This is a genomic window from Polaribacter ponticola (assembly GCF_026191475.2).
Classification (GTDB): domain Bacteria; phylum Bacteroidota; class Bacteroidia; order Flavobacteriales; family Flavobacteriaceae; genus Polaribacter; species Polaribacter ponticola.
The window spans coordinates 1,079,950-1,100,780 of sequence record NZ_JAOSLC020000003.1 but is presented as its reverse complement, the minus strand read 5'-3'; the positions used below and the strand labels follow the sequence as shown (position 1 = coordinate 1,100,780).

General features: G+C 31.1%; 31 protein-coding genes and 4 pseudogenes. All 35 read left to right on the top strand.

From position 1 onward, the window contains the following. Positions 1-12: 12 nt before the first annotated feature. Entirely contained in the window at positions 13-318 is a 306-nt protein-coding gene (gene rpsJ / locus N5A56_RS10090; RefSeq protein ID WP_068363283.1) for a 30S ribosomal protein S10, read from the top strand. A gap of 287 nt (positions 319-605) precedes the next feature. Continuing rightward, positions 606-1,223, top strand: coding sequence for a 50S ribosomal protein L3 (rplC, locus tag N5A56_RS10085; RefSeq protein ID WP_265725344.1), 618 nt, complete (start codon positions 606-608; stop codon positions 1,221-1,223). Then, entirely contained in the window at positions 1,223-1,852 is a 630-nt protein-coding gene (gene rplD / locus N5A56_RS10080; RefSeq protein ID WP_265725343.1) for a 50S ribosomal protein L4, read from the top strand. The genes rplC and rplD overlap by 1 nt, the downstream gene beginning before the upstream one ends. A 9-nt stretch (positions 1,853-1,861) precedes the next feature. After that, a complete protein-coding gene (gene rplW / locus N5A56_RS10075; RefSeq protein ID WP_265725342.1) occupies positions 1,862-2,152 on the top strand; it encodes a 50S ribosomal protein L23 in 291 nt (96 codons plus the stop codon). Between the two features lie 11 nt (positions 2,153-2,163). Further along, a complete protein-coding gene (gene rplB / locus N5A56_RS10070) occupies positions 2,164-2,988 on the top strand; it encodes a 50S ribosomal protein L2 (protein ID WP_265725341.1) in 825 nt (274 codons plus the stop codon). Positions 2,989-2,994: 6 nt separating this feature from the next. Next, on the top strand, positions 2,995-3,273 hold the full coding sequence (gene rpsS, locus N5A56_RS10065) for a 30S ribosomal protein S19 (protein WP_015482224.1): 279 nt from the start codon (positions 2,995-2,997) through the stop codon (positions 3,271-3,273). 6 nt (positions 3,274-3,279) lie between these two features. Beyond that, positions 3,280-3,684: a 50S ribosomal protein L22 gene (gene rplV / locus N5A56_RS10060; RefSeq protein WP_265725340.1), complete on the top strand. Its 405-nt coding sequence runs from the start codon at positions 3,280-3,282 to the stop codon at positions 3,682-3,684. Positions 3,685-3,695: 11 nt separating this feature from the next. Then, positions 3,696-4,415 carry a 30S ribosomal protein S3 gene (rpsC, locus tag N5A56_RS10055; protein ID WP_265725339.1) on the top strand — a complete coding sequence of 240 codons (720 nt, stop codon included), beginning with the start codon at positions 3,696-3,698 and terminating at the stop codon, positions 4,413-4,415. Between the two features lie 22 nt (positions 4,416-4,437). Beyond that, on the top strand, positions 4,438-4,869 hold the full coding sequence (rplP, locus tag N5A56_RS10050) for a 50S ribosomal protein L16 (RefSeq protein ID WP_265725338.1): 432 nt from the start codon (positions 4,438-4,440) through the stop codon (positions 4,867-4,869). Positions 4,870-4,881: 12 nt separating this feature from the next. Then, positions 4,882-5,112 (top strand): 50S ribosomal protein L29, encoded by a 231-nt coding sequence (gene rpmC, locus N5A56_RS10045; protein WP_265725337.1) that lies wholly within the window; start codon positions 4,882-4,884, stop codon positions 5,110-5,112. After that, a complete protein-coding gene (gene rpsQ, locus N5A56_RS10040) occupies positions 5,093-5,350 on the top strand; it encodes a 30S ribosomal protein S17 (RefSeq protein WP_265725336.1) in 258 nt (85 codons plus the stop codon). Before rpmC ends, rpsQ begins: the two co-directional genes overlap by 20 nt. A 1-nt stretch (position 5,351) precedes the next feature. Beyond that, on the top strand, positions 5,352-5,720 hold the full coding sequence (gene rplN, locus N5A56_RS10035) for a 50S ribosomal protein L14 (RefSeq protein WP_265725335.1): 369 nt from the start codon (positions 5,352-5,354) through the stop codon (positions 5,718-5,720). 13 nt (positions 5,721-5,733) lie between these two features. Next, positions 5,734-6,036: a 50S ribosomal protein L24 gene (rplX, locus tag N5A56_RS10030; protein WP_265725334.1), complete on the top strand. Its 303-nt coding sequence runs from the start codon at positions 5,734-5,736 to the stop codon at positions 6,034-6,036. Between the two features lie 8 nt (positions 6,037-6,044). Then, on the top strand, positions 6,045-6,617 hold the full coding sequence (gene rplE, locus N5A56_RS10025; RefSeq protein ID WP_265725333.1) for a 50S ribosomal protein L5: 573 nt from the start codon (positions 6,045-6,047) through the stop codon (positions 6,615-6,617). Next, positions 6,599-6,868 carry a 30S ribosomal protein S14 gene (gene rpsN / locus N5A56_RS10020; RefSeq protein ID WP_036825705.1) on the top strand — a complete coding sequence of 90 codons (270 nt, stop codon included), beginning with the start codon at positions 6,599-6,601 and terminating at the stop codon, positions 6,866-6,868. The genes rplE and rpsN overlap by 19 nt, the downstream gene beginning before the upstream one ends. Before the next feature lie 163 nt (positions 6,869-7,031). Next, on the top strand, positions 7,032-7,430 hold the full coding sequence (gene rpsH / locus N5A56_RS10015) for a 30S ribosomal protein S8 (protein WP_265725332.1): 399 nt from the start codon (positions 7,032-7,034) through the stop codon (positions 7,428-7,430). A 10-nt stretch (positions 7,431-7,440) separates the two neighbouring features. Then, entirely contained in the window at positions 7,441-7,986 is a 546-nt protein-coding gene (gene rplF, locus N5A56_RS10010; RefSeq protein ID WP_265725331.1) for a 50S ribosomal protein L6, read from the top strand. 11 nt (positions 7,987-7,997) lie between these two features. Further along, positions 7,998-8,348, top strand: a complete 351-nt coding sequence (gene rplR / locus N5A56_RS10005) for a 50S ribosomal protein L18 (RefSeq protein WP_265725330.1) — start codon at positions 7,998-8,000, stop codon at positions 8,346-8,348. Positions 8,349-8,351: 3 nt separating this feature from the next. Further along, positions 8,352-8,876, top strand: coding sequence for a 30S ribosomal protein S5 (rpsE, locus tag N5A56_RS10000; protein WP_265726126.1), 525 nt, complete (start codon positions 8,352-8,354; stop codon positions 8,874-8,876). A gap of 11 nt (positions 8,877-8,887) precedes the next feature. After that, positions 8,888-9,070: a 50S ribosomal protein L30 gene (gene rpmD, locus N5A56_RS09995; RefSeq protein ID WP_265725329.1), complete on the top strand. Its 183-nt coding sequence runs from the start codon at positions 8,888-8,890 to the stop codon at positions 9,068-9,070. A gap of 13 nt (positions 9,071-9,083) precedes the next feature. Then, a complete protein-coding gene (gene rplO / locus N5A56_RS09990; protein WP_265725328.1) occupies positions 9,084-9,533 on the top strand; it encodes a 50S ribosomal protein L15 in 450 nt (149 codons plus the stop codon). Positions 9,534-9,546: 13 nt separating this feature from the next. Then, positions 9,547-10,868: pseudogene (secY, locus tag N5A56_RS09985) on the top strand (preprotein translocase subunit SecY). 4 nt (positions 10,869-10,872) lie between these two features. Next, on the top strand, positions 10,873-11,088 hold the full coding sequence (gene infA, locus N5A56_RS09980) for a translation initiation factor IF-1 (RefSeq protein ID WP_004568721.1): 216 nt from the start codon (positions 10,873-10,875) through the stop codon (positions 11,086-11,088). A gap of 14 nt (positions 11,089-11,102) precedes the next feature. Next, positions 11,103-11,219 (top strand): type B 50S ribosomal protein L36, encoded by a 117-nt coding sequence (ykgO, locus tag N5A56_RS09975; RefSeq protein WP_004568720.1) that lies wholly within the window; start codon positions 11,103-11,105, stop codon positions 11,217-11,219. Next, complete coding sequence (gene rpsM, locus N5A56_RS09970; protein WP_265725327.1) at positions 11,219-11,584, top strand: 30S ribosomal protein S13; 366 nt, start codon at positions 11,219-11,221, stop codon at positions 11,582-11,584. The genes ykgO and rpsM overlap by 1 nt, the downstream gene beginning before the upstream one ends. 76 nt (positions 11,585-11,660) lie before the next feature. After that, on the top strand, positions 11,661-12,044 hold the full coding sequence (gene rpsK / locus N5A56_RS09965; RefSeq protein ID WP_036825729.1) for a 30S ribosomal protein S11: 384 nt from the start codon (positions 11,661-11,663) through the stop codon (positions 12,042-12,044). Between the two features lie 82 nt (positions 12,045-12,126). Further along, positions 12,127-12,731, top strand: a pseudogene (gene rpsD, locus N5A56_RS09960) (30S ribosomal protein S4). Positions 12,732-12,823: 92 nt separating this feature from the next. Continuing rightward, positions 12,824-13,816 (top strand): DNA-directed RNA polymerase subunit alpha, encoded by a 993-nt coding sequence (locus N5A56_RS09955; RefSeq protein ID WP_265725325.1) that lies wholly within the window; start codon positions 12,824-12,826, stop codon positions 13,814-13,816. Between the two features lie 60 nt (positions 13,817-13,876). Continuing rightward, positions 13,877-14,350, top strand: a complete 474-nt coding sequence (gene rplQ / locus N5A56_RS09950; protein WP_265725324.1) for a 50S ribosomal protein L17 — start codon at positions 13,877-13,879, stop codon at positions 14,348-14,350. A 97-nt stretch (positions 14,351-14,447) separates the two neighbouring features. Continuing rightward, positions 14,448-15,098: a hypothetical protein gene (locus N5A56_RS09945; protein WP_265725323.1), complete on the top strand. Its 651-nt coding sequence runs from the start codon at positions 14,448-14,450 to the stop codon at positions 15,096-15,098. 61 nt (positions 15,099-15,159) lie between these two features. Continuing rightward, entirely contained in the window at positions 15,160-15,861 is a 702-nt protein-coding gene (locus tag N5A56_RS09940) for a hypothetical protein (RefSeq protein ID WP_265725322.1), read from the top strand. A 20-nt stretch (positions 15,862-15,881) separates the two neighbouring features. Further along, complete coding sequence (locus N5A56_RS09935) at positions 15,882-16,547, top strand: hypothetical protein (protein ID WP_274270381.1); 666 nt, start codon at positions 15,882-15,884, stop codon at positions 16,545-16,547. Positions 16,548-16,630: 83 nt separating this feature from the next. After that, positions 16,631-17,747 (top strand): annotated as a pseudogene (carA, locus tag N5A56_RS09930) (glutamine-hydrolyzing carbamoyl-phosphate synthase small subunit). A gap of 290 nt (positions 17,748-18,037) precedes the next feature. Continuing rightward, positions 18,038-19,327 (top strand): phosphopyruvate hydratase, encoded by a 1,290-nt coding sequence (eno, locus tag N5A56_RS09925; RefSeq protein WP_265725320.1) that lies wholly within the window; start codon positions 18,038-18,040, stop codon positions 19,325-19,327. 186 nt (positions 19,328-19,513) lie between these two features. After that, positions 19,514-20,801 (top strand): annotated as a pseudogene (locus N5A56_RS09920) (citrate synthase). Positions 20,802-20,831: the final 30 nt, after the last annotated feature.

Here is a 20,831-nt window from a genome sequence, read left to right as displayed (position 1 = left end):
AAATTATATAAGATGAGTCAAAAAATTAGAATAAAATTAAAGTCTTACGATTACAACTTAGTAGATAAATCTGCTGAAAAAATTGTAAAAACGGTAAAAAGTACTGGAGCAGTTGTTAATGGTCCAATACCTTTACCTACACATAAAAAGATTTTTACTGTATTACGTTCACCTCACGTTAATAAAAAATCTAGAGAGCAATTTCAATTAGCTGCTTACAAAAGATTGTTAGATATCTATAGTTCTTCTTCAAAAACTATTGATGCACTAATGAAACTTGAGTTACCAAGTGGTGTTGAAGTAGAAATAAAAGTTTAAGTAAAGTATTAACTTTCGGTTTAATTTTGTTAAACCGAAAGTTTTTTATACTTTTGCAACCCGAAATAGAGTAGGGTGATCCTATTTTTTTGATTTATTTTAAAAAATAGTTACATGTCTGGAGCGTTTCGCAAAAGAAAAACGGAAAAAACAAAATCAGCGTTGAATTTGTTTGCGCTGTTTTTTTTTAAACGAAATTTTAAAGATGAGAGTGAAACAATAGTTTCAAAAAAATAATTATTAATAGACGCGCTGGATAAGATTCTATCGTCTAAAATTTTAACTAAATGTCTGGGTTAATAGGAAGAAAGATTGGTATGACCAGCTTATTCGATGAAAACGGGAAAAATATTCCTTGTACAGTAATCGAAGCGGGTCCATGCGTTGTCACTCAGGTCAGAACCGAAGAGGTTGACGGCTATAGTGCGTTACAGCTTGGTTTCGATGACAAAAAAGCAAAAAGTTCTAACAGAGCGTTAGATGGTCACTTTAAAAAAGCTGGCACAACTGCAAAGAAAAAAGTCGTTGAATTTCAAGGGTTTGAAGGAGAGTATAAGTTAGGAGATGCAATATCTGTAGATCACTTTGAAGAAGGTGAGTTTGTAGATGTTTCTGGTGTTTCTAAAGGTAAAGGTTTTCAGGGTGTTGTAAAACGTCATGGATTTGCTGGTGTAGGTCAAGCTACTCATGGTCAGCATAACCGATTAAGAGCTCCTGGTTCTATTGGTGCTGCATCGTATCCTGCAAGAGTATTCAAAGGAATGCGTATGGGAGGCCGTATGGGAGGAGATAAAGTAAAAGTTCAAAACTTAAAAGTGTTAAAAGTAGTTGCTGAAAAGAATCTACTAGTTGTAAAGGGAGCAGTTCCTGGACATAAAAATGCTTTTGTAACTATTCAGAAATAATGAAAGTAGCAGTTTTAGATATTACAGGAAAAGATACTGGAAGGAAAGTTGAACTTTCTAAAGAAGTATTTGGAATAGAGCCTAATGATCATGCTATTTATTTAGATGTTAAGCAATACTTGGCTAATCAACGCCAAGGAACGCATAAAGCTAAAGAAAGAGCAGAGATTACTGGTTCTACAAGAAAGATAAAAAAACAAAAAGGAACTGGTACTGCAAGAGCAGGTTCTATCAAGTCTGGTGTTTTTAGAGGTGGAGGACGTATGTTCGGACCAAGACCAAGAAGTTATTCTTTTAAACTGAATAAAAACTTAAAGCGTTTAGCACGTAAGTCAGCTTTAAGTATTCAAGCAAATGATAAAAATTTAGTTGTAGTTGAAGATTTTAATTTTGAAAATCCAAAAACTAAAAACTTTGTAAATGTTTTAAAAGCATTAGAGTTAGATACTAAAAAATCATTGTTTGTTCTAGGTAATGAAAATACTAATGTGTATTTATCATCACGTAACTTAAAAAAGTCTAAAGTTGTTAAGGCTTCAGAAATTAATACGTATGGTGTTTTAAATGCTAATAAAGTAGTGATTACTGAAGGATCTTTAGAGGATATTAATACAAATTTAACCAAATAGGGATTCATAATGAGTATTTTAATTAAACCTATTATCACGGAAAAGGCAACAAACAATAGCGAATTATTTAATCGTTACACGTTTGTAGTAGATAAGAAAGCTAATAAATTAGAAATTAAAAGTGCTGTTGAAGCAGCATATGGAGTTTCTATTTCAAGTGTTAAGACTTTAAATTATCCAATTCAAAGAAATACTAAGTTTACTAAAAAAGGTTTAGTAACTGGTATTAAAAGTGGGTACAAGAAGGCTATCGTTCAATTAGCAGAAGGAGAAAGCATTGATTTTTATAACAATCTTTAAGAAAAGACAGAATGTCAGTTAGAAAATTAAAACCAATAACACCAGGTCAGCGTTTTAGAGTTGTAAATGGGTTCGACACCATAACAACTGATAAGCCGGAGAAAAGTTTACTTGCTCCGAAAAAACGATCTGGAGGTCGAAACAGTCAGGGAAGAATGACAACTCGTAATATAGGAGGTGGTCATAAACAAAGATATCGTATTATCGATTTTAAAAGAGATAAAAGCGGTATTCCTGCTACAGTAAAAACTATAGAGTACGATCCTAATCGTACAGCATTTATTGCTTTAGTTAGTTATGCTGATGGAGAAAAACGTTATGTAATTGCACAAAACGGTTTACAAGTAGGTCAAACAATTGTTGCAGGAAGTGGAATTGCTCCAGAAATTGGAAATGCAATGACCTTAAGTGAAATTCCTTTAGGAACTACAATTTCTTGTATAGAGTTACGCCCAGGTCAAGGAGCAGTTATGGCTCGTTCTGCTGGTTCATTTGCTCAATTAATGGCAAGAGATGGTAAGTATGCAACTGTAAAGTTACCTTCTGGAGAAACAAGATTAATCTTGTTAACTTGTATGGCTACAATAGGAGTTGTTTCTAATTCTGATCATCAATTATTAGTATCTGGTAAAGCAGGTAGAAGAAGATGGTTAGGTAGAAGACCTAGGGTAAATGCAGTAAGAATGAATCCTGTAGATCACCCAATGGGAGGTGGTGAAGGTCGTGCTTCTGGAGGTCATCCAAGATCTAGAAATGGTATTCCTGCTAAAGGATTTAAGACTAGATCTAAGACTAAGGCTAGTAATAAGTACATTATAGAACGTAGAAAGAAATAATAAGTTATGGCAAGATCATTAAAAAAAGGACCTTACGTTCACTATAAATTAGAGAAAAAAGTGTTAGCTAATGTAGAGGCTGGAAACAAAACAGTAATTAAAACTTGGTCTAGAGCAAGTATGATTACTCCAGATTTTGTTGGACAAACAATTGCTGTTCATAATGGACGTCAGTTTGTACCAGTTTATGTTACTGAAAACATGGTAGGGCATAAATTAGGCGAATTTTCACCAACTCGTTCTTTTAGAGGACACGCTGGTGCAAAAAATAAAGGAAAAAAATAGTAGGATATGGGAGTTCGTAAAAAAAATATGGCAGATCAGTTAAAAGCGGATAGAAAGACTCGTGCTTTCGCTAAGCTTACTAACTGTCCTACATCACCAAGGAAAATGCGTTTAGTAGCGGATCAAGTTAGAGGAGTAGAAGTTGAAAAAGCTTTACAAATCTTAAAATTCAGTCCAAAAGAAGCATCTATCAATTTAGAAAAATTGTTATTGTCTGCAATTGCAAACTGGCAAGCTAAAAATGAAGAAGCATCTATAGAAGAAGCTGGATTGTTTGTGAAAACTATTTGTGTAGATAGCGCAGGAATGTTAAAAAGATTAAGACCAGCTCCACAAGGGCGTGCTCATAGAATTCGTAAGCGTTCTAATCACGTTACTTTAGAGTTAGGTAGTAAAAATTTAAGTAATTAATCAAAGTAGAAATGGGACAAAAAACTAATCCAATAGGAAATCGTTTAGGAATCATCAGAGGTTGGGAATCTAACTGGTATGGTGGTAATGACTACGGAGATAAATTAGCTGAAGATGATAAAATAAGAAAGTATGTAAATGCTAGATTATTTAAAGCAAGTGTTTCTCGTGTAATTATTGAGCGTACTTTAAAACTTGTAACCGTTACTATCACAACAGCACGTCCAGGTATCATTATTGGTAAAGGAGGTCAAGAGGTAGACAAGTTAAAAGAAGAGCTTAAAAAAATTACAGGTAAAGAAGTTCAAATTAATATTTTTGAAATTAAACGACCAGAGTTAGATGCAAAATTAGTTGCAACTAGTGTGGCTCGTCAAATAGAAAATAGAATTTCTTACAAGAGAGCTACTAAGATGGCTATTCAGGCTACAATGCGTATGAACGCTGAAGGGATTAAAATCCAAATTTCAGGTCGTTTAAACGGAGCTGAAATGGCAAGATCTGAACATTATAAAGAAGGAAGAATTCCACTTTCTACTTTTAGAGCAGATATTGATTACGCACTTGTTGAAGCTCATACTCAATACGGAAGATTAGGTATTAAAGTATGGATTATGAAGGGTGAGGTTTATGGTAAGAGAGAATTATCTCCATTAGTTGGCTTGTCTAAAAAACAAGGTGGTAAAGGTGGTGACAGATCTAAACGTCAACAACCTCGTAGAAGAAAATAATTTTTAAAATTAGAAATTAAAAATGTTACAGCCAAAAAGAGTAAAATACCGTAAGGTACAGAAGGCGAAAGGAAATATGACTGGTATTTCTGGAAGAGGAAATCAACTTTCTAATGGAATGTTTGGTATCAAATCTGTAGATCAGAACTTATTAACTTCTCGTCAAATTGAAGCAGCTCGTATCGCGGCAACTCGTCATATGAAAAGAGAAGGGCAATTATGGATTAAAGTTTTTCCAGACAAGCCTATCACTAAAAAGCCTTTAGAGGTACGTATGGGTAAGGGTAAAGGAGCACCAGATCATTTTGTTGCAGTTATTAAACCAGGTAGAATTTTGTTTGAAATTGGAGGAGTTCCAATGAATGTAGCAAAAGAAGCTTTACGTTTAGCAGCTCAAAAACTTCCAGTAAAAACGAAGTTTATTATAGCAAGAGATTTTGATATTAACGCATAATTCTAAAATAAAATGAAACAATCAGAAATAAAAGAATTATCTATAGCAGATCTTAATGAGAAGCTTGGAGCGTTGCAAAAGAATTATACTGATCTTAAGATGTCTCACGCAATAACTCCTATGGAGAATCCATTGCAATTGAGAAGCTTAAGAAGAACTGTAGCAAGAATTGCAACAGAATTAACAAAAGAGAATTACAATAATTCTATAGTCAGTTTTAAAGATGGAAAAAAGAAATCTTAGAAAAGAGAGAATTGGTGTTGTTTCTAGTAACAAAATGGAGAAATCTATAGTTGTTTCTGAAACTAAAAGAGTAAAGCACCCAATGTATGGAAAGTTCGTATTAAAGACGAAGAAATATGTTGCACACGACGAAAAGAATGATTGCAACGAAGGGGATACTGTTAGGATCATGGAAACTAAGCCTATGAGTAAATCTAAACGTTGGAGATTAGTAGAAATCCTAGAAAGAGCTAAATAATATGTTACAGACAGAATCAAGATTAAAAGTAGCAGATAATACTGGAGCAAAAGAAGTTTTAGTAATTAGAGTTCTAGGAGGAACAAGAAAACGTTACGCAAGTATTGGAGACAAAATTGTTGTATCTGTTAAATCTGCAACTCCTAACGGAACTGTTAAGAAAGGTCAAGTATCTAGAGCAGTTGTTGTAAGAACGAAAAAAGAAGTAAGACGTAAAGACGGATCATACATCAGATTTGATGATAACGCTTGTGTACTTTTAAATCCTACAGAGGAAATGAGAGGAACACGTGTTTTTGGACCTGTCGCTCGTGAACTTCGTGATAAACAATTCATGAAAATAGTATCATTAGCACCTGAAGTGCTTTAAATCATTAGTTAAAATGAAGAAGTTCAAATTAAAATCAGGAGATACTGTAAAAGTAATTGCAGGAGATCATAAAGGATCAGAAGGTAAAGTTTTACAAATCATTAAAGATAAGGATAGAGTATTGGTAGAAGGTGTTAACTTAATTTCTAAGCACACTAAACCAAGCGCTCAAAACCCTCAAGGTGGTATTGTAAAAAAGGAAGCTTCACTTCATATATCTAATTTAATGTTAGTAGAAGATGGTGTAGCTGTAAGAGTAGGTTATAAAGTTGATGGAGATACTAAAACTAGAATCTCTAAAAAAACGAATAAATAATAATAATCATGAGTTACGTACCAAGATTAAAAGCGGATTACAAAGAAAGAGTTGTAAAAGCTCTTACTGAAGAATTCAGTTATAAAAATGTAATGCAAGTACCTAAATTAGAAAAAATTGTTCTTTCTAAAGGTGTTGGTGCTGCAATTGCAGATAAGAAATTAATAGATTATGCTTTAGAAGAATTGACTAAAATTACTGGTCAAAAAGCTGTTTCTACGATGTCTAAAAAGGATGTTGCTGCATTTAAATTACGTAAAGGAATGCCAATTGGTGTTAAAGTTACTTTACGTGGAGATAAAATGTATGAATTCTTAGACAGATTAGTTACTGCTTCTCTACCACGTGTAAGAGACTTTAACGGTATTAAAGCTAATGGTTTTGATGGGAGAGGTAATTACAATTTAGGAATTACTGAACAAATCATCTACCCAGAAATAAATATTGATCAAGTGAAAAAAATCAATGGAATGGATATTACATTTGTAACATCTGCAGACACTGATAAAGAAGCTAAGTCATTATTAGGAGAATTAGGTTTACCATTCAAAAAAATTAAGAAATGGCTAAAGAATCAATGAAAGCTCGCGAACGTAAGAGAGCGAAAACAGTTGCAAAGTATGCAGAAAAGAGAAAAGCTTTAAAAGAAGCTGGAGACTATGAAGCATTACAGAAATTACCAAAAAATGCTTCACCAATTAGAATGCACAATAGATGTAAACTTACTGGTCGTCCAAAAGGATATATGAGACAATTTGGTTTATCTCGTGTAACATTTAGAGAAATGGCTAATCAAGGGTTAATTCCAGGTGTAAAAAAAGCAAGTTGGTAGAAATCAACAATAAATCTTATAATTAAAAATAGTATGTGTATCTTTGCACGCTCTATTTTTTTTGAGTATTAGAATTTTAACTGATTATAGGTTCAATTATCACAGAGAAATCTGTAGCATAAATAGAGATATTTTGAAAACCATAATCGCAATTTAAATAAATATGTATACAGATCCAATCGCGGATTTTCTTACTAGAGTAAGAAATGCTATCGCAGCAGGACACAGAGTAGTGGAAATTCCAGCTTCAAATTTGAAGAAGGAAATGACTAAAATTTTGTTTGATCAAGGGTATATTTTAAGCTACCAGTTCAATGACGATAATGTTCAGGGGACAATTAAGATAGCTATAAAGTATGACAAAGAAACAAGAGAGTCAGTAATTAGAAAAATTCAACGTATTAGTACACCTGGTTTACGTAAGTATGTAGGTTCTACTGAAATGCCAAGAGTCTTAAATGGGCTTGGTATTGCTATTGTATCTACATCTAAAGGTGTAATGACAAACAAAAAAGCTCGTCAGGAAAATGTTGGAGGAGAAGTTTTATGTTACGTTTATTAAATTTTGAGAAATGAGTAGAATAGGAAAAAATCCCGTTAACATTTCACAAGGTGTAGATGTAAACATTAAAGACAATGTAATTACAGTTAAAGGAAAGTTAGGTGAGTTAACTCAAACTATTTCTGAAGGAATTACTGTAAATATTGAAGATGGAGTTATCATTTTGGATAGAGCTTCAGAAAGTAAAGACCATAAAGCACAACATGGTTTAATGAGAGCTTTAATCAATAATATGATTGAAGGTGTAAGTAAAGGTTGGACTAAAGATTTGGAATTAGTAGGTGTTGGTTATAGAGCATCTAATCAAGGGCAAAAATTAGACTTAGCTTTAGGTTTCTCTCATAATATTGTTTTAGAAATTGCTCCAGAAGTAAAAGTTGAAACAATATCTGAGAAAGGGAAAAACCCGATCATTAAATTATCTTCTTTTGACAAACAACTAGTTGGTCAAATTGCTGCAAAGATTCGTTCTTTCAGAGCGCCTGAGCCTTACAAAGGAAAAGGAGTTAAGTTTGTTGGTGAAGTATTAAGAAGAAAAGCAGGTAAATCTGCATAATATATAGCAATATGGCATTATCAAAGCTACAAAGAAGAGCTAGAATTAAGCGTAGAATTAGAAAAATCATTTCTGGTACTGCTACTAAACCAAGATTATCGGTTTATAGAAGTAATAAAGAAATTTACGCTCAAGTTATAGACGATGTAAATGGAGTAACATTAGCTTCTGTTTCATCAAGAGATAAAGGAATAAGCGCAAGTACTAAAACTGAGGCAGCTACAGCAGTTGGTAAATCAATAGCTGAGTTAACTATAAAAGCTGGTTTAGAAACAGTTGCTTTCGATAGAAACGGATATTTATATCACGGTAGAGTTAAGGTATTAGCAGACGCTGCAAGAGAAGCTGGTTTAAAATTTTAAGAAATTATGCAAGGATATAAAAACGTAGAAAGAGTTAAGCCTAGTGGTTTAGAACTTGTAGATAAGTTAGTTGGTGTACAACGTGTTACTAAAGTTACAAAAGGTGGTAGAGCATTTGGATTCTCTGCAATTGTTGTTGTAGGTGACGGTAATGGTGTTGTTGGACACGGATTAGGAAAATCTAAAGATGTTGCTTCTGCTATTGCAAAAGCAATTGAAGATGCAAAGAAAAATTTAGTTAGAATACCAATCTTAGAAGGTACTTTACCTCATGAGCAAAAAGGTAAGTTTGGTGGTGCGAAAGTATTTATCAAGCCTGCTTCTCCTGGTACAGGGGTTATTGCTGGTGGAGCAGTACGTGCAGTATTAGAATCTGTTGGGGTGCATGATGTATTATCAAAATCTCAAGGATCTTCTAATCCTCACAATGCAGTAAAAGCAACCTTTAATGCTTTATTACAGTTGCGTAGTGCTGCTGCAATTGCAAAACAAAGAGGGGTTTCTTTAGAAAAAGTATTTAACGGATAAATCTAAGAACGATGGCAAGAATTAAAGTTACACAAGTAAAAAGTCAAATCGGGCGTCTTCAGAATCAAAAGAGAACTTTAGAGGCATTAGGTTTACGTAGAATGAATCAAACTGTAGAACATGAGGCAACTCCTTCTATAGTTGGTATGGTAAATACAGTTAAACACTTAGTTTCTTTTGAAGAAATTAAATAAGAAATTATAAAAAATGAGTTTACATAATTTAACACCAGCAGAAGGTTCCATTAAAAAAGGAAAAAGAATTGCAAGAGGTGAAGGATCTGGAAAAGGTGGTACCGCTACAAGAGGTCACAATGGACAGAAATCTCGTTCTGGTTATTCTAAAAAGATTGGTTTTGAAGGTGGTCAGATGCCACTTCAGAGACGTGTACCAAAATTTGGTTTCACAAATATCAATCGTAAAGAATATCAAGGTATCAATTTAGATAAATTACAATCTTTAGTTGATAGTGGAAAGATAACAGATACAGTTAGTTTAGATGTTTTAGTAGCTAATAGATTAGCAGGTAAAAACGACCTAGTAAAAATATTAGGTAATGGTGAGTTAAAAGCTAAATTAAATATAACTGTACATAAATTTACAGCATCAGCAAAAGCAGCTATTGAAGCAGCTGGAGGAGAAGCTGTTACTTTATAACATCCCGTAAATGATGAATTTTATTAATAGATTAAAAGACATTTTTAGCATCGAAGAATTAAAGAATAAAATTCTTCTTACTATCGGTTTAATTGCTGTTTACCGTTTTATGGCAGCTGTTCCTTTACCTGGAATAGACCCATTACAATTATCAGCATTAAAAGAAAGTACTTCAGGCGGTCTTTTAGGTTTATTGAATGCATTTACAGGAGGAGCATTTGCTAGAGCTTCAGTTATGGCTCTTGGTATTATGCCATATATTTCGGCATCTATTGTAGTTCAATTAATGGGAATTGCGGTTCCATATTTACAAAAATTACAAAAAGATGGTGAAAGTGGACGTAAAAAAATTACACAAATAACAAGATGGTTAACTATAGGTATTACGTTAGTGCAAGCACCAACGTATATTACTGCTATTAAAACTCAATTTGGTCTTGGACCTGAAGCTTTTTTAGTTAGTGGTGCAACATTTTGGGTATCATCTATCATTATCTTAACTTCAGGTACAATTTTTGCTATGTGGTTAGGAGAGCGTATTACAGACAAAGGAGTTGGTAATGGAATTTCATTATTAATTACTGTTGGTATTATCGCTAACTTTCCTGCTGCTTTTTTACAAGAATTTGTTGCTAAAACAACAAATGCAGGTGCAGGTGGAGTTATGATGATCTTAATTGAGATTATAGTTTGGTTTGTAGTAATTTTATTAACTGTGCTATTAGTTACTGCTGTTAGAAAAATAGCAGTGCAATATGCCAGAAGAACAGTTGCAGGAAATATAGAAAATGTTGCAGGTTCAAGGGATTATATTCCATTGAAATTAAATGCAGCAGGTGTAATGCCAATTATTTTTGCACAAGCAATTATGTTTTTACCAGTTGCTTTAGCTCAAAAATTTCCAGTAATTGCAAGCCTACAAGATATGAATGGTTTATGGTACAATGTTATTTTTGCATTGTTAATCGTTATTTTTAGTTATTTCTATACTGCTATTACTATTCCTACGAATAAAATGGCAGAAGATTTAAAAGAAGTGGTGGTTTTATTCCAGGTATTAGACCAGGTAAAGACACAGCAGATAGATTAGATTCTGTATTGTCTAGAATAACGTTCCCAGGATCGTTATTTTTAGCAGCATTATCTATTTTACCAGCGATTGCATTCCAATTTGGGATTCAACAAAGTTGGGCTATGTTTTATGGTGGTACATCATTAATCATTATGGTTGGAGTTGCAATTGATACGTTGCAACAAATAAATTCGTACTTATTAAATCGTCATTATGATGGGTTAATGAAAGCGGGAAATAGCAATAGAAAATCGAATAAATAATAATATGGCTAAACAATCAGCAATTCAACAAGACGGGACTATAACTGAAGCATTATCTAATGCAATGTTTCGTGTAGAATTAGAGAACGGACATATAGTTACGGCTCACATTTCTGGAAAAATGCGTATGCATTATATTAAACTTTTACCTGGAGATAAGGTAAAGTTAGAAATGAGTCCTTACGATTTATCAAAAGCAAGAATTACTTACAGATACTAAAAACAAACAAACAGATGAAAGTTAGAGCATCAGTTAAAAAAAGAAGTGCCGACTGCAAAATAGTTCGCAGAAAAGGTAGATTATACGTGATTAATAAACAAAATCCTAGATTTAAACAAAGACAAGGGTAATGGCAAGAATAGCAGGTATTGATATTCCAAAGAATAAAAGAGGGGTTATTGCTTTAACTTACATCTTTGGTATAGGAAACAGCAGAGCTGTAAAAGTTTTATCAGAAGCAAATGTTGATGAAAGCATCAAAGTTCAAGATTGGACAGATGAGCAAATCGCAGCAATTAGAGAGCAAGTAGGATCTTTCACAATTGAAGGAGAATTACGTTCTGAAGTTCAGTTAAACATCAAACGTTTGATGGATATCGGATGTCAAAGAGGAATTCGTCACAGACTTGGTCTTCCATTAAGAGGTCAAAGAACTAAGAATAACTCTCGTACAAGAAAAGGTAAGAGAAAAACTGTAGCTAACAAGAAAAAATAAGCTAGATAAAGTAATAAAGATCTAATAATAGTATAACTATAAAGTTAGAAAACTAAATTACTAAAACTTAATAATTATGGCAAAAGCAAGTTCAAAAAAACGTAAAGTAATTATTGATGCAATTGGAGAGGCGCATGTAACTGCATCATTCAACAACATCATTATTTCTTTGACAAATAAAAAAGGTGACGTAATTTCTTGGTCATCTGCAGGTAAAATGGGTTTTAGAGGTTCTAAAAAGAATACTCCATATGCAGCTCAATTAGCAGCAGAAGATTGTGCAAACGTTGCAAAAGAAGCAGGTTTACGTAAAGTAAAAGTTTATGTAAAAGGACCTGGTAATGGTAGAGAGTCTGCTATTAGATCTATTCATAATGCAGGTATTGAGGTAACAGAAATTATTGATGTTACACCTATTCCTCATAATGGATGTCGTCCACCTAAGAGAAGAAGAGTATAATTAAATATTTTAACTTGATAGGAATAAAGATTATCGAAGGAGTAAGCCTTAATTCATAATCCCTATCTATAATAACAAAGAAATGGCAAGATATACAGGACCAAAAACAAAAATTGCTCGTAAGTTTGGTGAAGCAATTTTTGGAGAAGATAAAAACTTCGAAAAAGAAACTTTCCTCCAGGACAGCATGGAAATGCAAGAAGAAGAGGGAAAAAATCTGAGTATGCTACTCAATTAATGGAGAAGCAAAAAGCTAAATATACTTATGGTATATTAGAGCGTCAGTTTAGTAATTTATTTAAAAAAGCATCAGCTTCTCAAGGAATTACAGGTGAAATCTTATTGCAATTATGTGAGTCTCGTTTAGATAACGTAGTTTACAGAATGGGAGTTTCTAACTCTAGAAGTGGAGCTCGTCAATTAGTTTCACATAGACATATTACTGTAAATGGAGAGATAGTAAACATACCCTCTTATAGTTTAAAAGATGGTGATGTTGTTGCTGTAAGAGAAAAATCTAAATCTTTAGTAGCTATTGAAAATGCTTTAGCTTCTAATAGTAATGTTTTTGAGTGGTTAACTTGGAATTCTGACACTAAAACTGGAACTTTTGTAAAAGCTCCAGAAAGATTACAAATACCTGAAAACATTAAAGAACAATTAATCGTAGAATTATATTCTAAGTAATAATTAATCATATTGAGATTCAGCCAAAGGGTTTATAAGTGTTTCTTCACACTTATAAACCGCGCAACTGAGTAACAATTAAAACGAAGAAAATGGCAATTTTAAATTTTCAAAAACCTGATAAGGTTATAATGATTGAATCTACAGATTTTTCTGGTAGATTTGAGTTTAGGCCTTTAGAACCAGGATTTGGTTTAACAGTAGGTAATGCTTTAAGAAGAGTATTATTATCTTCATTAGAAGGTTTTGCAATTACATCATTAAGAGTAGATGGTGTTGAACATGAATTTTCTACTGTTCCTGGAGTAGTAGAAGATGTTACAGAAATTATATTAAACTTAAAACAAGTACGTTTTAAGAAGCAAATAGATGAAACTGATAGAGAAACTGTTTCTATTTCAGTATCTGGTCAAGAGCAGTTTACTGCAGGGGATTTGCAAAAATTTATTTCTGGTTTTCAAGTATTAAACCCAGATTTAGTTATTTGTAACATGGATAAGTCTGTTAAGTTAAATGCTGAAATTACAATTGAAAAAGGTAGAGGATTTGTACCTGCAGAAGAAAATAAAAAAGCTTCAGCACCTATAGGAACAATCTTTACTGATTCTATTTACACTCCAATTAAGAATGTCAAATATTCAATTGAAAACTTTCGTGTTGAGCAAAAAACAGATTATGAAAAATTAGTTTTCGATATCGATACTGATGGTTCAATTAATCCTAAGGATGCTTTAACTGAAGCTGCTAAAATTTTAATTCACCACTTTATGTTATTCTCTGATGAGCGTATCACTTTAGAGGCTGATGAAATTGCACAAACAGAAACATATGACGAAGAGTCATTACATATGCGTCAGTTATTAAAAACTAGATTAATCGATATGGATTTATCTGTAAGAGCTTTAAATTGTTTAAAAGCTGCAGAGGTAGATACATTAGGAGATTTAGTTTCTTTTAATAAAAGTGATTTAATGAAGTTCCGTAATTTTGGTAAAAAATCATTAACAGAACTAGAAGAATTAGTTATTGTTAAAGGTTTAAATTTCGGGATGGATTTAACAAAATATAAATTAGATAGAGATTAACCTTTCATATTTTGCTCCTCATAATGGGTAGATGCAAGATGAAAGTATAAAACAAACGTCATGAGACACGGAAAGAAATTCAATCACTTAGGAAGAAAAACAGCGCATAGAAAGGCGATGTTAGCTAATATGACTTGTTCTTTAATAGAGCATAAACGTATTAACACAACAGTGGCTAAAGCAAAAGCCTTAAGAGTTTTTGTTGAACCATTAATTACAAAGTCTAAATCAGATACTACTCACAATAGACGTATTGTATTTTCTTACTTACGTGATAAGTATGCTGTAACAGAGTTGTTTAAAGAAATTTCTGTTAAAGTAGCAGACAGACCAGGAGGTTATTTACGTATTATAAAATTAGGAAATCGTCAAGGAGATAATGCTCCTATGGCAATGGTAGAATTAGTTGATTACAACGAAATTTACAATCCTAAAGGTAAAAAAGCTAAGAAATCTACTCGTAGAGGAAAAAGCAAAAAAGCTGATTCTGCTCAAGTAGAAGCGACTTCAACTGAAGAAAAGTCTGAAGAATAAAAAATGAAAATTTTTTAAACTATATAAAAGGGATAAACGTTTACGTTTATCCCTTTTATTTTATATCTTAGTTACTTAATATTTAATATCGTATTTTATGAAAAGCATTTTTTTTATTTGTATATTGTTTGTGTCATCAGCTTTTACGGCTCAGTCTTCTGGTGCTTTTTTAGGTAGCAATCAACTGTTAGAAAACGGTAGTTTTTCTAGTTTAAACAGCCATTTTGGAAATATAAAAGCAAAAGGTAGTTCCTTAATGTTTAAAGATTTTAATAATCAAGCAATATTAACTTTAACTTCTGGTGAAACTTATAGCATAAGTAATATTAATCTAAATTTGGATAAAGGAAATTTTGTTGCTGAAATTGGTAAAGATTCGTTATTTATTTTTAATAATGTTAAAAAAGCAATTATTAATAATAAGAAATATACACAAATTAATAATAGTATATATCAAATTTTAGAATCAGGTAAAAATATATCTTTTTTAATAAAACATACTAAAGTAATAAAAAGGCAAGTTCAGAATAAATTATCTGCAGAAGAACTTAAATGGAAACATAACGAAGATTATTATGTGAAAATTAATAACAAGTTAGAAGAAATCAATTTAAAGAAAAAAGATTTTTTCAATTATTTGGATGCAAATAACATTAAAAATCTGAAAGTATTTATTAAAAGTAATAGACTAAAAGTAAAAAAGGAAAAAGATTTAATTACTATTCTTAAACATTATAACACGTTATAATATTTTTGTTTTACGGTACAATACTTGTTCACAATTAGTACACTAATTTAATTTATTTATCATGAAAAAATCATTTATTGTTTTAACTGCATTATTTTTTATTTCTTTTAATTCTTTAAGTCAAAATAGTATTAATACAAATTTCATGACTGCAGGAGGTCAGAAATCTGGAACCTATTTTGGTAGTAATCAAATGTTAGATGGCGGCCGTTTTGCAAGTGTTAATAGTGATATAAATAAAAGTAGAATAGGAATTAAAGGGAGCCCTTTACTATTTAATAACTTTAAAAATAATGGTATTTTAAAATTAACTTCTGGAAAACTTTATAAGATTAAGAATATAAATGTAGATTTAGATAATGGAGAGTTTGTGTCTGAAATAGCTAAAGATTCAATATTTATTTTTAACAATATTAAAATGGCTAATATTAATTCTAAAGTATATACTCAAAATGAAAATAAAATTTACGAAATTTTAGAAACAGGTAATCGTATTAGTTTATTAAAAAAAATATCTAAAGTTTTAAAAAGACAAGTTCAAAACAAGTTAACAGCTGAAACAGTTAAATGGAAACTTACAGAAGATTATTTTGTCAAATTTAATGGTAATTACGAACCAATTAATTTAAAGAAAAAAGATTTTTTTCGATTTATAAAAGATAATAAAGTTAAAGTTTTAAAAGAGTATATAAAATCGAATAGATTAGTAACAAAAAAAGAAAAAGATTTAATTAAAACTTTAAAATATTATAATAATCTATAATATTATTTGTTTCACCCTTTATGAATAAATTTGCCCTTATTATTTTATTAATTTGTTTTGCAAACTCATTTTTATATTCTCAAGGAGGAAATCCTGGTGATTTCTTTGGCAGTAATCAACTTTTAAGTGGTAATAGATTTGCTTTTAAAAATAGATCAATTAATAACCGAATTACAGAATTAAAAGGCAGTCCTTTACTGTTTAAAAATTTTAAAAATAAAGGCAGAATAATTTTAACTTCTGGAAATGAATATATAATTAATAATATAAATATTGATTTATATAATGGTTTATTTATCTCTGAAATTGAAAAAGATTCAATTTTTATTTATAATAAAATTAGTTATGCAAAAATAAATTCTAGAATTTATACTCAGAATAATAACGAAATTTTCGAAGTATTATTAAAAAAGGATGAATGTTTATTTTTAAAGAAAATTTATAAGATAAAAAAGCGTCAAGTTCAGAATAAAATAACAGCAGAATCTATAAACTGGAAACTCAAAGAAGAATATTATTTTCAAATTAATGGCAATTTTGAAAAGATTAAATTTAAAAGGAAAGAGTTAAAAAAGTTTATTAAAAATAAAAATTTATTAAAAGTAAATGAATTTATTAAATCGAATCATTTATCATTAAATATAGAACAGGATTTAATAATAATTGTAAATTATTTTTTTCAATAAAAAACACATAATTATAAAAGGGATAAACGTTTACGTTTATCCCTTTTTTTATATTTTTGCAATAACAAACACAACAATTATCAATGAAGTATCAAACACGTAAAAAGGCCCTAGTTCTATTAGCAGACGGAACAATTTTTTATGGGAAATCTGTAGGAATTGAAGGAACATCTACTGGGGAAATCTGTTTTAATACAGGTATGACTGGTTATCAAGAAATTTTTACTGATCCATCATATTTTGGACAATTAATGGTTGCTACCAATGCGCATATTGGAAATTATGGAGTTAATAATAAAGAGGTAGAATCTGATGGAATAAAAATATCGGGATTAATTTGCAGAAATTTTAGTTTTACTCATTCTAGAGAAGATTCTGATGGAAATTTGAAAGATTGGTTTATTGAGCATAATTTGGTTGCTATATCTGATGTTGATACGCGTGCTTTAGTAGCTTATATTAGAGATAATGGTGCAATGAATGCAATAATTTCTACAGACATTGATAATATTGATTCATTAAAAAAACAACTTGCCGAAGTACCTAGTATGGAAGGATTGGAGTTAGCTTCAAAAGTGTCTACTAAAGAACCTTATTTTGTTGGAGATGAAAATGCTCCAATAAAAATTTCTGCTTTAGATATAGGTATAAAAAAATATTCTAAGAAACTTAGCAAAAAGAGGAGCTTATATTAAAGTTTTCCCTTACAACTCTACATTTAATGATTTATCTAGTTTTAATCCAGATGGATATTTTATTTCAAATGGACCTGGAGATCCTGAACCTTTAATTGAAGCTCAAGAAGTTGCTAAAGAAATTATCAAAAAAGATTTGCCTTTGTTTGGAATTTGTTTAGGACATCAAGTAATTGCTCTAGCAAATGGTATCTCAACCTATAAAATGCATAACGGGCATAGAGGTATAAATCATCCTGTTAAAAATCTTTTAACTGGTAAAGGTGAAATAACGTCTCAAAATCATGGTTTTGCAATCAATAGAGAAGATGCAGAAGCAAATGAGGATATAGAAATTACACATGTACATTTAAATGATCATACTGTAGCAGGAATTCGATTAAAAAACAAAAATACATTTTCTGTTCAATACCATCCAGAAGCTAGTCCTGGGCCTCATGATTCTGAATATTTATTTGATCAGTTTATCGCTGAAATTCAGAAGGTTAAAAGTGTTTTGTCGTAATTTTTTTGTTGTTAATCGAAATTTAAACGCTTTTAAACATTATAATATAATTTATATTAATAATAGTATTATATTAGAACTGTGATGTAAAAATCACATTCTTTTTCATAGCAATTTTCCCACTCAGTTTCTGAGTGGGTTTTTTTATTTTTAAGATAAAAAATTAATTGCAAACGTTTTCGTAATTAACTAAGTACAAATTATTAAATCTTTTAGACATTTCGTAATTTAGCGTCGGAATAAAAATAATCAAAACTCATTTTTTATTGAGTTTATAAAATTTTAAATTAATGAGTATAATTATAAGCGTTCATGCCCGCCAAATTTTTGATTCAAGAGGAAACCCTACTGTAGAAGTAGATGTAACAACAGAAAATGGAGTTCTTGGTAGAGCTGCTGTTCCTTCTGGAGCATCTACAGGTGAACATGAAGCTGTAGAACTGCGTGACGGAGGAAAAGATTATATGGGTAAAGGAGTTTTAAAAGCTGTAGAAAATGTTAATCATATTATTTCAGCAGAACTTTTAGGGGTTTCAGTATTTGAACAAAATGCAATAGATCAATTAATGATAGATTTAGATGGTACTCCAAATAAATCAAAATTAGGAGCAAATGCTATTTTAGGGGTTTCTTTAGCGGCAGCAAAAGCAGCTGCAAATGAACTTGGAATGCCTGTTTATAGGTATGTTGGTGGTGTTTCTGCAAATACTTTACCAGTTCCAATGATGAATATTATAAATGGAGGTTCTCATTCTGATGCACCAATAGCTTTTCAAGAATTTATGGTTATGCCTGTAAAAGCTGAAAGTTTTACAGAAGCAATGAAAATGGGATCTGAAATTTTTCATAATTTAAAGAAAGTTTTACACGATAGAAACTTATCTACAGCTGTTGGAGATGAAGGAGGATTTGCTCCAAATTTAGAAGGAGGTACAGAAGATGCTTTAGAAACCATTGCTTTGGCTGTTAGTAATGCTGGATATAAATTAGGTGATGAAATTATGATTGCTTTGGATTGTGCAGCTGCAGAATTCTATGTTAATGGTAAATACGATTATACTAAATTTGAAGGATCTACAGGTAAAATTAGATCTAGCCAAGAACAAGCAGATTATTTAGCAGAATTATCTGCTAAGTATCCAATTATCTCTATTGAAGATGGTATGGATGAAAACGATTGGGAAGGTTGGAAATACTTAACAGAAAAAATAGGAAATAAAGTTCAGTTAGTAGGAGATGATTTATTTGTTACAAACGTTGATCGTTTATCAAGAGGAATTGAAAACGGAATCGCAAATTCAATTCTAATAAAAGTAAACCAAATAGGTACTTTAACAGAAACTATAGCGGCTGTAAATATGGCTAAGAATGCAGGTTATACTTCGGTAATGTCTCATAGATCAGGTGAAACAGAAGATAATACTATTGCAGATTTAGCTGTAGCATTAAATTGTGGTCAAATTAAAACAGGTTCAGCTTCTCGTTCAGATAGAATGGCAAAATATAATCAATTATTGCGTATCGAAGAAGAGTTAGCAGAAACTGCATACTTTCCTAAAGAGAAGGCATTTAAAATATAATAAAAAACAGTACTATTTATTCTAAACCTCGCATTTTATATGCGAGGTTTTTTTGTGTTTATTAAGATTTTGTTAAATCGACTTAAGCTATTTTTAAATATTTAAAATCTATGCTTTACACTATTTAAAATTCTTATTAATTTGGTATCTTCGTGCACAGATAAAAATATTAAAAAATCATCATAAATGTCTGATATAGCTAAATTACAAATTGGAGAAAATTCTTATGAATTTCCTCTAGTTAAAGGAACTGAAAATGAAGTTGCCATAAACATTAAAACGTTAAGAGGTGCAACAAATGGAGTTATTACTATTGATCCTGGATATAAGAACACAGGTTCTTGTGAAAGTGCTATTACATTTTTAGATGGTGAAAAAGGAATTTTAAGATATAGAGGTTATACTATTGAAGAATTAGCCGAAAAAGCAGATTTTCTAGAAGTAGCATATGCTTTAATTTTTGGAGATTTACCAACTAAAGAACAGTTAGAAAAATTTCATGCAGATATTAAATCTAAATCTGTTGTTGATGATGATATTAAAAAAATTATAGATGCTTTTCCTAAAACGGCTCACCCAATGGGAGTCTTATCATCTTTAACAAGTGCTCTTACAGCTTTTAACCCTTCTTCTGTTAATGTGAGACTCAGAAGAAGACATGTATAGGTCTATAGTTAAAATTCTTGGTAAGTTTCCTGTTTTAGTAGCTTGGACAATGCGAAAGAAACAAGGTCTTCCATTAAATTATGGTTCTACTTCTTTAGGTTATGTTGAGAATATTATGAAAATGATGTTTGAACAACCAAATGAAGAATATGTAATAAATCCAATTATAAAAGATGCAATTGATAAACTATTAATTTTACATGCAGATCATGAGCAAAACTGTTCTACTTCTACTGTAAGAATTGTAGGCTCTTCTCATGCTGGTTTATTCGCTTCTTTATCTGCAGGAATTTCTGCACTTTGGGGGCCACTTCATGGAGGTGCTAATCAAGCAGTATTAGAAATGTTGGAAGCTATTAAAGAAGATGGTGGTGATACTAAGAAATATATGGCTAAGGCAAAGGATAAAAATGATCCTTTTAGATTAATGGGCTTTGGACACAGAGTTTATAAAAATTTCGACCCTAGAGCAACAATTATTAAAAAAGCAGCAGACGAAGTTTTAAATGAATTAGGAGTAGAAGATCCTATCTTAGATATTGCAAGAGGTTTAGAACAAGAAGCATTAAATGATCCTTATTTTGTTGAGAGAAAACTGTATCCAAATGTAGATTTCTATTCAGGAATTATTTACAGAGCAATGGGAATTCCAGTAGAAATGTTTACAGTAATGTTTGCGTTAGGCCGTTTGCCAGGTTGGATTGCTCAATGGAAAGAAATGAGATTAAAGAAAGAACCAATAGGGAGACCTCGTCAAATTTATACAGGAGAAAATGTAAGACCTTTTGTAGAAATAGAGAAAAGATAAAAAATATTGTTATTTTTACAAAAAAACTAA